The organism is Flagellimonas pelagia, assembly GCF_003584135.1.
GTDB classification, from domain to species: domain Bacteria; phylum Bacteroidota; class Bacteroidia; order Flavobacteriales; family Flavobacteriaceae; genus Flagellimonas; species Flagellimonas pelagia.
The window spans coordinates 277,179-293,544 of record NZ_QXFI01000026.1; the positions used below are offsets into that span (position 1 = coordinate 277,179).

Consider the following 16,366-nt stretch of genomic DNA (forward strand, 5'->3'; position numbering starts at 1 on the left):
CTTCCGCATGTACTTACAGGGTATATTTAAGGAAAGATCATAACAGATGCCCTATTCCTATACCATTCAACAACACGTATATTCATTTCCCGATCTAAAATCGGTGTTGGCCAAAGCCAGCCCATTTAGAACGGGAGATGCCCTTGCGGGTTTGGCGGCCGAAAGCAATATGGAACGGGTGGCGGCCCAATTTGTGTTGAGTGAAATCGCCTTGAAAGATTTTCTAAATGAGACCATTATCCCTTACGAAAAGGATGAGGTGACCCGCTTGATCATGGACACCCATGATGCCGTTGCTTTTCAGGAAATATCTGGTTTTACGGTGGGCGATTTGCGTAATTGGTTGCTTTCCCATGAGGTGGATTCCCAAAAATTGACCCAGATTTCCAAAGCCCTCACCTCAGAAATGGTCGCAGCAGTCTCCAAACTGATGCGCAACCAAGACTTGATTTCCGTGGCCCAAAAGTGCGAAGTAATCACACAATTCCGAAATACCATTGGTAAAAAAGGGCATCTGTCGGTCAGGTTACAACCCAATCATCCTACAGATGACTTGCGTGGCATTGCCGCCAGTATTGTAGATGGACTTTTGTACGGAAGCGGGGATGCTGTCATTGGAATCAACCCTGTCACAGATAGCGTGGACATTGTGGGCGATCAACTCAAAATGATGGACGAGATCCGCCAACGGTTTGATATTCCCACCCAGATCTGCGTGCTCAGTCATTTGACCACTTCCCTGGAATTGCTCAACAAAGTACCCGTTGACCTCGTCTTTCAATCCATCGGCGGAACGGAAAAAACCAATGCATCGTTCGGTATTAACCTTTCCATGCTGAAAGAGGCTTATGACGGCGCTTTGCAATTGAACCGTGGAACATTAGGCAACAACCTGATGTATTTTGAAACGGGGCAGGGATCATCCCTGTCGGCAAATGCCCATTGGGGGGTGGATCAACAGACATGCGAGGCAAGGGCTTATGCTGTGGCTCGACATTTTAATCCGCTTTTGGTGAATTCTGTGGTGGGGTTTATTGGTCCTGAATATTTGTATGATGGCAAACAGATTACCCGTGCAGGATTGGAAGATCATTTTTGTGGAAAATTAATGGGATTGCCTATGGGGATGGATGTGTGTTACACCAACCATGCCGAGGCAGACCAAGATGATATGGATAATTTATTGACCTTGTTGGGAGTGGCGGGTTGCAATTTTATCATGGGGGTTCCGGGTTCGGATGATGTGATGCTGAATTACCAATCTACCTCCTTTCATGATGCCCTTTATGTACGCAAGGTTTTGAACAAACGACCTGCTCCAGAATTTGAAACATGGCTCCACAACATGGGTATTTTGGACGATACAGGGAACCGTTTGGCCGTTGAACCCTCCCATCGATTGTTAAAGAACCTGTGATGAAAGAGAAACTATCCAAACCGATTATTAAGGATCCTTGGGAAAATTTAAAGGAGTTCACCAATGCCCGAATTGCCTTGGGGAGTGCTGGCAATGCCATTCCGTTGAAAGAAGTATTGCAATTCAAGTTCGCCCACGCCCATTCCAAGGATGCCATTACCACTGAATTGGATATGGAGACATTGGCTACGGAAATTCAAGCATGGGGCTATCCTATTTGGGAAGTAAAAAGTCAAGCATCGGATAGATTGGAATATCTAAAAAGGCCTGATCTCGGAAGAAAATTGGATCCAGAATCAGAAATGATGTTGAAAAAAAGCAACAAATCCTTGGATATCATTTTTGTTTTGGCAGATGGGCTTTCCGCTGGAGCCGTGAACCAAAATGCACTTCCCTTGCTACAACTATTATTGCCCCAGCTGCAAGGGTATTCCATAGGGTTTGTTACGGCTACCATGGCCCGTGTAGCGTTGGGAGATGCTATTGGGAGTGTTCTAAATGCCAAGTTTGTAGCACTGTTCATTGGGGAACGCCCTGGGTTATCCTCTCCTGAAAGTATGGGCATTTATACTACCTACGCCCCGAAAATGGGTCTAACTGATGAACGTCGAAATTGCATTTCCAATATCCATAAAAATGGACTTGACCATCTACAAGCCGCATCTTTGGTGGGCTATTTGATCCGTCAATCGTTTGCCAAAAAAATCAGCGGGGTCAATATCAAAATCAACTTGAAAGATCTTTTGGAAGACTAATTTTTAGAATTGAAGTTTTCGCCTTCTGGCCGTAATGTCCCAAGTGTCGCCTTTTTTGCCATCTTCAATTACAGAAACTTCGTCATGCAGGTTGATGGTAGGGCAGATGTGATAAGGAACCCCGTACAGCACATCGCCAACCTTCCAATGGTCCCAATCGCTTACACGGATTACCCCATGTTCTTCGCTTTGCGAAAGCAATTCATAATTGTCAAGATTGAGAAACTTGATGCGTTTGTCAATCGGGTTTTCCGCAGAAACCGATTTATGTCCCATATCCACTGTGATGATGCCTTCCGTAGGTTTTGAAATGACCCGAGTTATCACCAAAGCGGCATACCTAAAAGATTGTTCGGTCAGTTTTTCCCCATAACCCCAATCCCAAAGTACACAGGTTCCTGGACTGGTGATCCTGTTCTCTTCCAACAAATGGGAAGTAAAGGAAGGTGTACCTCCGCAGATCATTTTTACTTCGGGATATTTATTTTTGATGTTGTTGAAATAAACAGTGACCCGCTCTAGGTCATGCTCAATTTTTTTGTTGCGTTGGCTAAATTCCGGATCCCGTAAATGACCATCGTACACATGGAATCCATCAAAATGAAGACCTTTGCAAGTATCTAAATATTGTAACAAGTCATCCAATCCAGCATCTATCTTGATACCAGATCGATCCATACCGTTATTGATGTCGATGTAAATATGGGCCATCCTTCCACTTTCCAGTGCTTTTCCGTTCAAAAGCTCGGCACTGCCCATATTGTCAATCAAAGTAGAAAATTGGGTATTGGGATAATGTTGGCACAGTTCTAGGAATCGGTCGACTTTTGGGCCTACTAATTGGTGGGCGATCAATACCGAGTTGGCCCCTGCTTCTGCAGCGATTTCAGCTTCGGAAATGGTGGATGCCTTAAAATTGGAGATTCCAGATTCCAACAAATAATCCATCACCTTTGGCATTTTGTTGGTTTTGATGTGGGGCATCAGTCGTTCCGTGTTGCCGTGGACTAGTGAAATCATTTCCTGTACATTGAATTTCAGGTTTTCCAAATACAGGGCAATGGATGGGGAGTCCACCATTTCCACATTCTGAATCCTATACCAATCGTTGTTCATCCTTTTGCGTTTTGAGTGAATAAAGGTAAGGATCAAAGAAGACATGGGGATCATCTTTTTTGAAGGGCACACATTAATTGATGTGCTCGGATTTGTGGAAAGAATGATTCGGAGAAAATCTTTTCGTAGCTTTAGAGACATTAACTATAAATCTTTTTATTATGAAAAAAGTCATTATTCCTACTTTGTTGTCTTGCTCCATTTTGTTTACAAGCTGTTTGGGGTCTTTCAGTGCTTTTAACAATTTAAAGGACTGGAACCAAGGACTCACCGACAGTAGATTTTTGGATAACCTTATTTTTTGGGGATTGAACATTGTTCCAGTTTATGGACTGTTCTTTATTGGGGATATGTTGATTTTCAACGTGATAGAATTTTGGTCTGGATCGAATCCCATTGCAATGAAAGATGGTGAATCCGAGACCCAAATAGTGGAACATGACGGCAATACCTTTGAAATGGTAGCCACCAAGAACCGAATTCAGATTACTGTAGTCAAGGGGCCCAAAGAGGGTAAAAAATTGGAAATGTTCTATAAACCCGATGAAAAATCATGGAATGCCATCCGCCCAAATGGTGAAATCATCAAACTTTCCTCTTTTGAAGAAGGTTTCTACATTGTGTATATGCCCAATGGTGAGCAGATTAAAATAGACCCGATGAATACAAGGGAAGAAGGACTGGCTGTCTTAAAGCAAAGCAAAGCTTGTTACTATCAGGAAGCTTTATTGGCAGATTAAAAAAAGATTAGATTCAAAAAAACCCATGGTTTTGGCCATGGGTTTTTCTTTTGGGTATTATTGAATCTTAATATCTGTAATAATCCGGTTTGAATGGTCCTTCAACCGTTACACCGATATATTCTGCCTGATCTTCCTTCAATTCGGTAAGTTCAGCACCTAATCGGGCCAGATGCAGTTGGGCCACTTTTTCATCCAAATGTTTGGGCAACGTGTACACCTTGTTCTCATAGTTGTCATGGTTTTTCCACAATTCAATCTGGGCCAAGGTCTGGTTGGTAAAGGAGTTGCTCATTACAAAGCTGGGGTGGCCCGTGGCACAACCCAAGTTCACCAAACGGCCCTCGGCCAAGATAATCACATCCTTGCCATCAATGGTATATTTGTCTACTTGTGGTTTGATCTCGTTTTTGGTATTTCCGTATGTACGGTTCAACCAAGCCATATCAATTTCGTTGTCGAAGTGACCGATGTTGCAAACAATGGCCTTATCCTTCATCGCCCTAAAGTGCTCTTCGCGAATGATGTCCTTGTTTCCGGTTGCGGTGATGACCACGTCGGCATTTCCCACAACGGATTCCAATTTCTTCACCTCATAACCATCCATACAGGCCTGTAGGGCACAAATGGGGTCAATTTCAGTAACGGTAACAATGGCACCGGCACCACGGAAAGAAGCAGCGGTTCCTTTACCAACATCGCCATATCCGGCTACAACCACACGCTTTCCGGCCAACATGGTATCCGTAGCTCTTCTAATGGCATCCACGGCACTTTCGCGGCATCCGTATTTGTTGTCAAACTTGGATTTGGTCACGGAATCGTTCACGTTGATGGCGGGCATCGGAAGGGTTCCTCTTTTCACCCTATCATACAAACGATGCACCCCGGTGGTAGTCTCTTCGGAGAGTCCCTTAACACCAGCGGCCATCTCAGGATACAGGTCCAACACCATATTGGTAAGGTCACCACCATCATCCAATATCATGTTCAAGGGCTTTCTGTCCTCTCCAAAGAAAAGGGTCTGTTCTATACACCAATCAAATTCCTTTTCGTTCATGCCCTTCCAAGCGTAAACAGGGATACCGGCAGCAGCAATGGCAGCAGCGGCATGGTCTTGGGTAGAGAATATGTTGCAGGAACTCCAGGTAACCTCGGCACCAAGGGCCACCAAGGTCTCGATCAAAACGGCCGTTTGGATGGTCATGTGGAGACATCCCGCAATTCGGGCACCTTTTAAAGGCTGCTCTTTACCGTACTCCTCACGTATTGCCATAAGACCGGGCATTTCGGCCTCGGCAAGCTCAATCTCTTTTCTTCCCCAATCCGCCAGGGACATATCCTTCACTTTATAAGGTACATACGGAATTGTCTTTGTGCTCATACTTTATATAAATTTACTTTTGTAGCTTCGCTTTTATAGTGCGACAAAGATACAAATTCGCTTAATTTTTGGTCATGCCCATTTATAAAACCATAACAGTTTCCCCAACCACCAAAGTATATATATGGAAGGTCACCGAACCCGAGGATGAATTGGCCAAGAATGTGGAGCTTACACTACATTGCCAAAATAGGATGGATGGCATGAAATCGGAAGCGCATCGAAGAGCATTCTTGAGTATCAGACACTTATTGGCCTTGGCCGGTTATGAGGACAAGGACCTTGTTTATGATGATTTTGGAAAGCCCCATCTAAAAGATGGAAATTTTATTTCCATCACCCATTCGCACAATTTTACGGGAATCATTGTAAGTGAAACCGATGAGGTGGGCATTGATATAGAAATGCAGCGTGATAAAATATTGCGCATTGCCCATAAGTTTACCCCAATAGAGGAATACAAGACCTTGGCAAATGCCGAGGCCATCATGAGGAAACTGACCATTGTGTGGGGCGCCAAGGAATCACTTTATAAAATTTATGCCCAACAGGGGCTTAGTTTCTTGAGGCACATTGATGTCATGGATTTTGCTTTTGCTGATGGGAGGACCGTGGCAGAAATACTATATAAAGGCAAGAAGACACATTATGAAGTGGAGTTTTTGGAATTTGAAGGTTTTACCTGTGTGTATGCCCTTAAGATGATGGGTGGATGACGATTTCTTTTTAGTAGTTTTGTTGGCGAAATGTATCAATGCCCATGAAAATATCCGCCGAACTTACCCTAACCCCGCTTCAAGATGATTTTGAACCCCCGATCATTGCCTTCATCAAAAAATTGAGGGCCTCTGGGCTCACGGTTTTGGAAAATCCGTTGAGTACCCAAGTATATGGGGATTACGAAAAGGTCATGGAGCTGCTTCAATCCGAAATCAAGGAAGCTTTTGAAAATTTAGATCACGTAGTGCTGACCATGAAGCTCGTGAAATCAGACAGAAGCGACTATGAACCCCATTTTTGATTTTTTTCTAGGACCCTATGAGGATAGGGAACTATCCTTGATCATATTGGAGGCCACCGCATTTTTCTTTGGGATTGCCAGTGTGGTCTATGCCAAAAAGGAAGATATTTTAGTCTATCCCACGGGTTTGGTGGCCACCGTGATTACTACCTATATCTTTTTTACCGATAGTCTTTTTGGGGACATGATGATGAATTTCTACTACTCCATCATGAGCATTTATGGATGGTGGAACTGGGCCCGAAGAAAAGATGATCGGGAGCCTGTGGTTCACATCACTCGCACAAATACAAAGGAAAAATGGGTGGGATTTGGATTCTTTCTGCTCACCATGTTGGTCACATATGCAGTATATAGGGCATTTGGGGCTGAAATTGGACCAACCAATTATGTGGATATCGTAACCTCTGGCATATTTTTTACCGGAATGTGGTACATGGCCAACAAGAAACTTGAAAACTGGACACTATGGATCATAGGTGACCTAATAACCGTACCTTTGTACGCTTATAGAGGATGGGGCATGTTCTCATTACAGTACCTCATCTTTACCGTATTGGCCATACAGGGATATCTAGCATGGAAGAAAAACTTGGGCAAGAGCCTTCAAACCTCATAAAAATTGTCCTTTTTGGACCTGAATCCACAGGAAAGACCACATTGGCGGCCCAATTGGCCGAACACTACCACACTGAATGGGTACCTGAATATGCACGGGAGTATCTTCAAGATAAATGGGATCGGGAACAAAAGACCTGTGAGCCCAAGGACTTAGTGCCTATAGCTTACGGACAAATGGAACTGGAGAACCATTTGGCAAAAACAGCCAATAAGGTCCTGATCTGTGATACTGACTTATTGGAGACCAAGGTCTATTCGGAAGCATACTACACAGGTACCTGCGACCCTATTTTGGAAAAGTATGCCTTGAAGAACAGTTATGATCTGTATCTATTGACCTATATTGATACGCCTTGGGTGGCCGACGATCTTCGGGACAAACCGGACGAACGTGAACGAATGTATTCGTATTTCAAGGAATCATTGGAGAAATATCATCGAAATTTTATTATTTTAAAGGGAGATAAAGCCGCAAGGCTAAAAAAGGCAACAGAACACATTGATAAACTTCTCCAGAACATGATAGCATTGAGTCCGAAAGACTTGGAACAATTGGATTCCAAAGGAATTTCCAAGGAAAAGGTAGCACGCCAAATTGAAACTTTCAAGGAAGGCATCCCATTTGTAAAATTGAAAAAAGCGGCCGTTGTCGGTAACGGGATTCTCCGGTTTTCGGACAAGGAACAAAACGACCTTATCCAATATTTCGAGGACCATCGGGGTACCTTGGATCTTTTGAAATTTGTTCCGGCTTCCGGCGCAGCTTCCCGTATGTTCAAGGCCATGTTCAACTTTTTGGACTCGTTTGACCCTGCAAAAGAAAGCTTATCGGAATATATTGGGAGAACAGGGGACAAGGATGCCCAAAATTTTGTAAATCAAATGGATAACTTCCCTTTCTACGAACTTATCATGGAAAGGATAAAGGGCAAGGTGGGGAACAAGGATGAGGAAGCCTATCTTTTCGTAAAGGAAATGTTGGTGGAGGATGGTCTCAACTACGGTTTTTATCCCAAGGGATTGTTGCCGTTCCATAAGTATGATTCGGGTAGTGCCACGCCTTTCGAAGAGCACTTAAAAGAGGCCGTATTGTATGCCAAAACATCGGGGAAGGCAAATTTGCACTTTACGGTTTCCGAACAGCACGATGAGATGTTTGCTGAAGAAGAATCCAAAGTGGCTCCCAAAATCTCAAAACTTACGGATACGGAATTCGATATCACTTATTCCAACCAAAAACCTTCGACCGATACCGTTGCGGTAGATTTGGATAACCAGCCGTTTAAAAATGGCGATGGTTCCATCCTCTTCAGACCGGGTGGGCACGGCGCCCTGATCGAGAATCTCAACGATCAAGATGCTGATATCATCTTCATCAAGAATATAGATAATGTGGTCATCGACAAAAACTTGGAACAAGTGGCCAACAGCAAAAAAATGTTGGCCGGGGTTTTGACCAAAGTGCAGGATAAGGCCTTTGGTTATGCCAAACTTTTGGATACAGATGAGGTCTCGGCCGCAAAAGCAGACGAAATCAAGGGTTTTTTGGAAAAGGACCTTAATGTTAGGATGCCTAAAAACTATGATGATCTGGATGTGGACGAACAACTTTCCATTTTAAAGGATAGGCTCAATCGCCCTATCCGGATTTGTGGTATGGTGAAAAACGAAGGCGAACCTGGTGGCGGGCCTTTCTGGATAGAGGATAGTGATGGGAATGTTTCGTTGCAGATCATAGAATCTGCCCAGATTGATATGAATGACCCAGAACAGGAAGCCATTCTCAAGAATTCAACACATTTTAACCCCGTTGATTTGGTCTGTGGGGTAAGGAACTACAGAGGTGAAAAGTACAATCTTTTGGATTATGTGGATGAAAGGCAGGGCTTTATCACAGGTAAGACCCAAGAAGGCAAGGAACTAAAAGCTTTGGAACTCCCGGGGCTTTGGAATGGGGGTATGGCCTATTGGAACACCCTGTTTGTGGAAGTTCCCTTGGTGACCTTCAATCCGGTAAAAACGGTGAACGATCTTTTAAAGCCCTCTCACCAGGCGTAAATACCAGATAATCAAAATAGAACATCCGTTGTCTTTCTAGGCAACGGATTTTTTTTATCCATAAGGTGACCACTTCCTGAAAAGGGTGTCCTATTAAGTGTACTCGAAATGGATTGAATGTATTTGGATCGGCATTTTCGATGTAATGAAAAAAATAGATAGTCCTTGCGGGTTGTCTTGATTTAGGTTGGTTGATTTGGTTAAGGGAGCTGTGCATTTTGTATGGCTCTCTTTTGACTTTCGAAAACGGTCCACAACAATAAAAGTATGCTCTTTAAGATAATTCTATTTTTCAATCTGGTCTCTTTGGCCATGGCCATATATATGTTGCTTTCTTGTTTATTTTTTACACACTTTGGCTAAGTCTTTACACACTTTTACACAGTTCCAAAAAACCCATGAATTTATAATCATTTGATAGTCAATGGATAATATCAAATTGAACAATAGCTAAAATTTTGGCATTGGTTTTTCATATAACTAATCGAGTTTAACAATTAAAATCATATACCATGAAAAATTTAGCTATTGCAACCGTATTGTCCTTTGTAGGAATCACAGCTTTCGCCAATGTAGAATCTCCAGAACTTGACGTGGATAACGCCACTGTTATTGTTGCCCAGGATTTTGAGGAAATCGAAGTTTCTTCCCTTCCGGAAGCCGTTTCAAAAGCAGTGGAAAAGAACTACCCCACGGCCAAAATTGACAAAGCCTACAAAAATGAGAAGGACCAATATAAATTGGATCTATCTCTAGAAGATGGTACTACAGGAACCGTATATGCCGATGCCGAAGGTAACTGGATCGACATGTAATTAGAGTTTTCGAGACCGTGTTAGGTTAGTTAGTTTGGTTAGAAAGGGCTGCATTTGCAGCCCTTTTTTTGTGATAACTTTATAAATGTACGGCAGTCCATGCATTACGTGGCATCGTATATTAGATATCTCAGCTATGCCCAAAATCTTGATCATCGAGGACGACACTGCTTTTTGTCAAATGCTTCAAAAGTTTTTGATCAAGAACGGTTTTGCCGTTTCCACTAGCTATTCCATAAAAGAAGCGGAAGAACAGCTTAGCACCTCCAGTTTCGATGTAATCTTGTCCGATGTAAGATTGCCCAAAGGCAATGGGGTTACCCTCCTTCCCCAGGTAAAAAAGGAATCCCCCCACACCCAAGTGATTTTGATGACCGGCTATGCTGAGGTTCGCACTGCGGTGAATGCCATTAAAAATGGGGCTTTTGATTACATTTCAAAACCTTTTACCCCGGACGAAATTGTTACGGTAATCAACAATGCCTTGAACACCAAGACAACAAATCAACAAAGCAAAGTTGAGAAACCAGCGACCAAGGCAGCACAAAATACCCAAACGAGTTTTTTGGTTGGGGAGAGCGAAAGATCCAAGAAGTTGCAACAATATGTGCAATTGGTGGCTCCCACCAACATGTCGGTTCTATTGACCGGGGAAAGTGGTACAGGTAAGGAAGTAACTGCCAACGCCATCCACAAAGCCAGTAACCGAAGCGATCAACCCTTTGTTGCCGTGGATTGCGGTGCCATCCCCAAAGAAATAGCCACCAGCGAATTTTTTGGACACGTAAAGGGAAGTTTTACAGGTGCTATTGAGGACAAAGTCGGACATTTTGAAGCAGCCAACGGGGGCACACTCTTTCTGGATGAAGTGGGCAATCTATCCTATGAACATCAGGTGCAACTGCTCAGGGCCATCCAAGAACGAAAGATTAAACGAGTGGGCAGTACCAAGGAAATTCATTTGGATCTTCGGATTATTGCTGCTACCAATGAAAATTTGTTGGAAGCTATTGATGACGGGGCCTTTCGGGAAGATCTGTACCATAGATTGAACGAGTTTTCCATTGAGGTGCCTTCCTTGCGGGAACGTAAAGAGGACATTCTGTTGTTCGCGAACTATTTCTTGGACAGGGCCAACACGGAATTGGGAAAGGATGTTTTTGATTTTTCCGAGGAAACCAAACAGATTCTCTTGGATTACCCTTGGCCAGGAAACCTTCGCGAAATGAAAAACGTGATCAAACGCGCCGTCCTTTTTACCCAAGGGGAAACAGTATTGTCTGATTCGTTGTCCAACGAAGTGGTTCAGGGTGTCAATGGTCGCCAAGAGCAGTCTTTTTCAAAATCCGAATTTGAAAAGGAACGGATCATGGAAGCCCTGAAAAAGACCAACTTCAACAAAAGCAAGGCGGCAAAACTTTTACAGATTACCCGAAAGACCTTGTACAACAAAATCAATCAGTACCAACTGGAAGTTTGATCAAATAATCTTGAATTTCTGTTTCCAAATCAAACAACAACTGTTTCAGTTTGGTAAGCAGTTGATAAACCTGTTCTCCTTTTTCATGTTCGTCAAGGTTTTCCAACTGTTCTAAAATGGATATGGAATCTTTTACTTCCAACTGCCTGAACATGGGCAGCATTTTGTGCGCAACAGATCTCAATTCCTTATAATCACTATTCCCGATGGAGGTAAAGAGCAAGTCTAAATTCAGACGGTTATTCTCCAAAAAAACCTGTAGCACTTCTTGTATCGCCTTAGGGCCATCTAAAAATTCAGCAATCTGTGAAATGCTGAACAATGCAGTATCAGTTTTCGGAACCTGGAAAGAAGTCTCTTCAAAATGATTGTTTGCTTTTCCCAATGTGGAAAGGAGCATTTGGGTAGAAAAAGGCTTCTGGATCACATCGGTAAAGCCAGCGCTGATGAAGGTGGATTTCTTGCTGATGGATTGTCCGGTCATGGCTATCACCGGATTTTCAAAACCCATTGCTTTCAATGTTCCCAGAACGGCAAAGCCATCCACTTTGGGCATTTGTATGTCCGTGAGGACTTTGTCAAAACCAAAAATTTCTGAGTGTTCCAATTGCTTGAAATTTGAAACCGTTCTGGCCATGATTTGATTAGTCTTACAAATCTCAGCAATAAGACCCAGCATGTTTTCATCATCATCGATCACCAAGACCGAAATGGGAAAATCTTGAGTATGTCCCTTATCGAAACCCTTATCAAAGATAGAATGCTCCGAAAATTGGATGGGAAGTTCTAAAGCGAAGGTACTGCCTTTGTTTACCTCACTGATCAGAGTCAAGGTCCCTCCCAATAACTCCGTTAATTTTTTGGAGATGGTGAGTCCAAGACCATAGCCTCCCTGTTTGTGTTCTGGGTGATCATCTGCTTGGGTGAACTCTTGAAAAATCAGTTCTTGTTTTTCGGGTTCAATACCGATACCAGTGTCGATGACTTTGATCTGAACCCATGGACCATCCTTTTTTTCCTGTACCTTAGCTGAAACTTTTACAAAACCTGTGTTGGTGAACTTATAGGCATTACCAATAAGATTGGTCAAAATCTGTTGGATTCGGAAGGGGTCACTAATGATGGGCCTGTTCAACTCATCGCTGATTTCCAATTGTAGTTCCAAGCCTTTTTTATCATTGATTTCATCAAAATGACCTGCCGTTTCATGGATCAATGAGGCAAGCACAAAGGGTACTTTTTCCAGCTGTACCTTTCCAGCCTCCAGTTTGGAAAAATCCAAAAGATCATTGACCAAGTTGTTTACATACCCCGAAGCGGACTTCACATTTTTCAAATAATTCAGTTGCTTGTTGTTGAGGCCGCTGTGTTCCATCAATTCGGAATATCCATTGATCGTGTTCAACGGCGTTCTTAAGTCATGACTTACGGTGGAGATCAGTTGTTCACGACTTTTCAGTAGGGACTCGGAATATTTTTTCTCCTTCTCCAATTGCTCTTGGTATCGTTGTCCTTTCCAATAGTCTTTGGAAATCAAAAAGGTGAATAAAATGACGATGATCAACCCCAAAATTACAGCGCCACCTGCCAACCGGGTACTTCTTTGCAGTGTCTGTTTTTGGTTGATGTTGTCCAAAAAGGCGTTTTGCACCATTTCCCGTTCAAAATTGGAAAGAACACTCCGCATCTTTTGGGAAAGTTCCAGATCGGTGCGGTAAATCTGGAGTTCCTTTTGTAGCATGGACCGTTCCATGGCGGCGGTTTGGGTCTTTGCTTTGTTCAATATGGATTTGGAAACCTCCAAGATCGAATCAATATTATTGGCATTGGAAGCTCCATCCGAGTTTGGGATGTTTTTGTTGAGAATGGCCACATATTCCCGGATGGATTCCTGGGTATCGGGGGATAATTGTTCAAAGTTGGGGGCAAAGGTTTCCGGGGTGATCCTTCCCATTTCCACTTCCATTTTATGGAAGGCCTGCAAAACGGAATCAAAGGATGCACTGTTTTCATTTTTCACCTTGAGCCTGCGTAACTCTGCACTATTGAAGACCTTTTGTTGCAGGAGATGTTGCACGCTGTCCAGTTTGGAGACTTGGTTCCCGAGGTTAGCCTGTGCCAAAGGTTTTAGGGAGTCGATCAAAATAGTGATCGAGTCCACTTTCTGGGCATAGGCCTTTAGATCTTTAGGTTGTTTGGACTGCAGGGCCAATTTGGAAAGGTTTTCCGCCTCGTATAGATTGGTGAGCAGTTCATTGGTACGTAATAATTTTAGGGTGTCACCCCCTTTGCTTTGGGTTGATGCATAGCTTTTGAATTCATCATAGATGAAATAAGCGGCCAGCAGCGCCAAAACGCCCAGCACGGCATAACTGAAGATAATTTTTAGTGTAAACCTTTTTTTAGATCTAGGGTACATATTCTTATATACGCCCAGACTTTGGAACCATAGTTCTAATCAAAAGTTAAAATTCCCGATGGTTTTTTATGAAATATGAAGACCGAACATTACATTTGCCCCATCTCAAAGGGGTGCTTTGTAGCAGTTCAAAGTTTTAAATGACAAGGTTCAAGTTAGGTCGACATAACTTAGAACTTCCAACTTAAAACCAAAAACTTAATCAAGGCTGAGATTATACCCAATGAACCTGGGCGGGTAATGCTGCCAAGGGATTGCGCTAGGCGCATCTTGGAATTTCTATGTTTCTTTAGAAACAAAAATCAATTTAATAACAAGAATAATGACCCCTTTTATTCGTAACATTTTTACGAATGAAAACTTTATTCACAACATTGGCCCTTTGTGGGCTGGGGCTCACCATGAGCGCCCAACAAGAAGAACCCGCAGACACTTTGGAAGGCAAAAAAGTGGTCCTGGACGAAGTCCTGGTCCAAGCTGTCCGGGTGACCAAAGAATTTCCCATTACCTTTTCCAACTTGGAAAAAGAGGATATTACTCCTCGAAACTTGGGGCAAGATGTCCCGATTCTGATGAATTTCATGCCCGCCGTGGTGACTACATCGGATGCAGGAGCGGGGATTGGCTACACCAGCATTCGGGTGCGGGGTAGCGATGCCACAAGGGTGAACGTCACCATTAATGGGGTACCGTACAACGATGCCGAGTCTCAAGGAACCTTTTGGGTGAACATGCCCGATTTTTCCTCATCTACCCAAAGCCTGCAATTACAGCGCGGAGTGGGCACGTCAACCAATGGAGCAGGGGCTTTCGGTGCTAGTCTTAACATGCTCACCGATGCCTTTTCGGAAGAGGCCTATGCCAAGGTTTCTTCCTCTATCGGGAGTTTTAACACCCTTCGGAACAATGTAAAGTTCAGTACAGGGTTGCTCAACGATCATGTTGAATTTTCGGGAAGGATTTCCCGTATAACTTCTGATGGTTATGTGGATCGGGCGAGCTCGAAACTGGATGCCTACTTTTTACAAGGAGTGTACAAGGATGACAATACCCTGGTAAAGGCTTTGCTTTTTGGGGGACATGAAGTCACGTATCAAGCATGGGATGGTGTCACAGCCGAACAATTGGAAAACGATAGGACATTTAATCCTGTGGGAATGTACACCGATGAAAATGGGAACATTCAATTCTACGATAAAGAAGAGGACAACTACAAGCAAGACCATTTTCAGTTGCACTGGAACGAAACCTGGAGCCCTGAATGGACCACGCATTTAGCCCTTCATTACACTCGAGGGCGTGGATATTTTGAGCAATACAAAGAGGATGAGGACTTTTCGGATTACGGTTTGGAACCCATCACGGTTGATGGTGAACCTTTGGAAAGTACCGATTTGATCCGCAGACGTTGGTTGGACAATGATTTTTATGGAACCGTTTTTTCGGCAACCTATGACAAGAACAATCTTAAACTGATTTTGGGTGGTGGTTATAATGAATACAAAGGAGACCACTTTGGGGAAATCATCTGGGCGCAATATGCCAGCAATAGCGAAATCAGAGATCGATATTATGACGACAATTCCACCAAGACCGATTTAAACGGTTACGCCAAGGTCAACTATCAGTTGAACAACAAATGGTCTGTTTTTGGGGATGTGCAATATCGCAGGGTGGGTTATGAAGCCAATGGGGAGGATACCGGTCTGGTAGATGACACTTTCAATTTTTTCAATCCAAAGACAGGTGTCACTTTCGATTTAAACCGAAACAACAATTTCTATTTTTCATATGCCAGGGCCAATAGGGAACCCAACCGCAACGATTATGAAAGTGGCAGTCCACGACCTGAAAAACTGAACGATTTTGAGTTGGGTTGGCGTTATGTTTCCCAAGATTTCCAGTTGAATGCCAATGTGTACTACATGCGCTATAAAGATCAATTGGTGCTTACCGGGGAATTGAACGATGTTGGGGCGCCCTTAAGGGCGAATGTTGGGGACAGCTATCGATTAGGGTTGGAATTGGACGCCAATTTGAGGTTTGCACAGAAATTTTTGTGGAGGCCCAATCTGGCCCTGAGCGACAACCGAAACCTCGACTTTTATTTTCAGCGGGACGGCCTGCTCCAGGACTTGGGCAATACCCATATCGCCTACTCCCCCCAATTGATAGCGGGTAACATTTTGACCTATCAGCCCCATGAAAATTTTCAAGTGTCGTTGTTATCCAAATTCGTAGGAAAACAGTATATGGGTAACATTGATTCCGAGGGTTCCACCTTGGATAGTTATACCCAAACCGATTTCAATGTTCAGTATGTAATCGAAACCAATGCCTTTGTAAAAAGCATAGTACTTTCTGGATTGGTGAACAATATTTTTGATGCGGACATTGTTTCCAATGGGTATTTCTATACCTATGATGATGATTTTTCCAATCCTGGAACGGTAACCACCATTGAAGGTGCCGGCTACTACCCCCAGGCGGGAATCAACTTTTTGTTAGGGGCCACTTTCAATTTTTAGGATTTGTAAGTG

Annotated in this window: 13 protein-coding genes; 10 read left to right on the top strand and 3 right to left on the bottom strand. The window is 43.3% G+C overall.

The annotated features are described in order from the left end of the window. Nucleotides 1-46: 46 nt before the first annotated feature. Both D2V05_RS11285 and eutC read left to right on the top strand, forming a co-directional pair. The gene (locus D2V05_RS11285; RefSeq protein WP_119647771.1) at nucleotides 47-1,417 is read left to right on the top strand and encodes an ethanolamine ammonia-lyase subunit EutB; all 1,371 of its coding nucleotides are present in this window, start codon (nucleotides 47-49) and stop codon (nucleotides 1,415-1,417) included. Further along, on the top strand, nucleotides 1,417-2,172 hold the full coding sequence (gene eutC / locus D2V05_RS11290; protein ID WP_119647772.1) for an ethanolamine ammonia-lyase subunit EutC: 756 nt from the start codon (nucleotides 1,417-1,419) through the stop codon (nucleotides 2,170-2,172). The genes D2V05_RS11285 and eutC overlap by 1 nt, the downstream gene beginning before the upstream one ends. 3 nt (nucleotides 2,173-2,175) lie before the next feature. On the opposite strand, the gene D2V05_RS11295 is transcribed toward eutC, so the two are convergent. Beyond that, on the bottom strand, nucleotides 2,176-3,288 hold the full coding sequence (locus tag D2V05_RS11295; RefSeq protein WP_119647773.1) for an alanine racemase: 1,113 nt from the start codon (nucleotides 3,286-3,288) through the stop codon (nucleotides 2,176-2,178). A gap of 161 nt (nucleotides 3,289-3,449) precedes the next feature. Here D2V05_RS11295 and D2V05_RS11300 point away from each other — a divergent pair, with 161 nt between their 5' ends. Further along, nucleotides 3,450-4,028, top strand: a complete 579-nt coding sequence (locus D2V05_RS11300) for a DUF3332 domain-containing protein (RefSeq protein ID WP_119640457.1) — start codon at nucleotides 3,450-3,452, stop codon at nucleotides 4,026-4,028. A gap of 67 nt (nucleotides 4,029-4,095) precedes the next feature. Here D2V05_RS11300 and ahcY read toward each other — a convergent pair whose 3' ends face one another. Beyond that, nucleotides 4,096-5,412: an adenosylhomocysteinase gene (gene ahcY / locus D2V05_RS11305; RefSeq protein WP_119647774.1), complete on the bottom strand. Its 1,317-nt coding sequence runs from the start codon at nucleotides 5,410-5,412 to the stop codon at nucleotides 4,096-4,098. A gap of 74 nt (nucleotides 5,413-5,486) precedes the next feature. On the opposite strand from ahcY, the gene D2V05_RS11310 reads away from it, so the two are divergent. The 6 genes from D2V05_RS11310 to D2V05_RS11335 all read left to right on the top strand — a co-directional run bounded on the left by D2V05_RS11310 (nucleotide 5,487) and on the right by D2V05_RS11335 (nucleotide 11,407). Then, a complete protein-coding gene (locus D2V05_RS11310) occupies nucleotides 5,487-6,128 on the top strand; it encodes a 4'-phosphopantetheinyl transferase family protein (protein ID WP_119647775.1) in 642 nt (213 codons plus the stop codon). Between the two features lie 44 nt (nucleotides 6,129-6,172). Then, nucleotides 6,173-6,433 carry a YkoF family thiamine/hydroxymethylpyrimidine-binding protein gene (locus tag D2V05_RS11315; protein WP_119647989.1) on the top strand — a complete coding sequence of 87 codons (261 nt, stop codon included), beginning with the start codon at nucleotides 6,173-6,175 and terminating at the stop codon, nucleotides 6,431-6,433. Further along, nucleotides 6,417-7,052 (top strand): nicotinamide riboside transporter PnuC, encoded by a 636-nt coding sequence (gene pnuC / locus D2V05_RS11320; protein WP_119647776.1) that lies wholly within the window; start codon nucleotides 6,417-6,419, stop codon nucleotides 7,050-7,052. The genes D2V05_RS11315 and pnuC overlap by 17 nt, the downstream gene beginning before the upstream one ends. Continuing rightward, nucleotides 7,013-9,112, top strand: coding sequence for a DUF4301 family protein (locus D2V05_RS11325; protein ID WP_119647777.1), 2,100 nt, complete (start codon nucleotides 7,013-7,015; stop codon nucleotides 9,110-9,112). Before pnuC ends, D2V05_RS11325 begins: the two co-directional genes overlap by 40 nt. Before the next feature lie 512 nt (nucleotides 9,113-9,624). Continuing rightward, entirely contained in the window at nucleotides 9,625-9,927 is a 303-nt protein-coding gene (locus D2V05_RS11330; RefSeq protein ID WP_119647778.1) for a hypothetical protein, read from the top strand. Nucleotides 9,928-10,063: 136 nt separating this feature from the next. Continuing rightward, entirely contained in the window at nucleotides 10,064-11,407 is a 1,344-nt protein-coding gene (locus tag D2V05_RS11335) for a sigma-54-dependent transcriptional regulator (protein WP_119647779.1), read from the top strand. Here the strand turns inward: D2V05_RS11335 and D2V05_RS11340 are convergent. Beyond that, nucleotides 11,382-13,826, bottom strand: coding sequence for an ATP-binding protein (locus tag D2V05_RS11340; RefSeq protein WP_119647780.1), 2,445 nt, complete (start codon nucleotides 13,824-13,826; stop codon nucleotides 11,382-11,384). The two genes, D2V05_RS11335 and D2V05_RS11340, sit on opposite strands and share 26 nt — an antisense overlap. A 353-nt stretch (nucleotides 13,827-14,179) precedes the next feature. Here D2V05_RS11340 and D2V05_RS11345 point away from each other — a divergent pair, with 353 nt between their 5' ends. Continuing rightward, complete coding sequence (locus D2V05_RS11345) at nucleotides 14,180-16,354, top strand: TonB-dependent receptor (RefSeq protein ID WP_119647781.1); 2,175 nt, start codon at nucleotides 14,180-14,182, stop codon at nucleotides 16,352-16,354. Nucleotides 16,355-16,366: the final 12 nt, after the last annotated feature.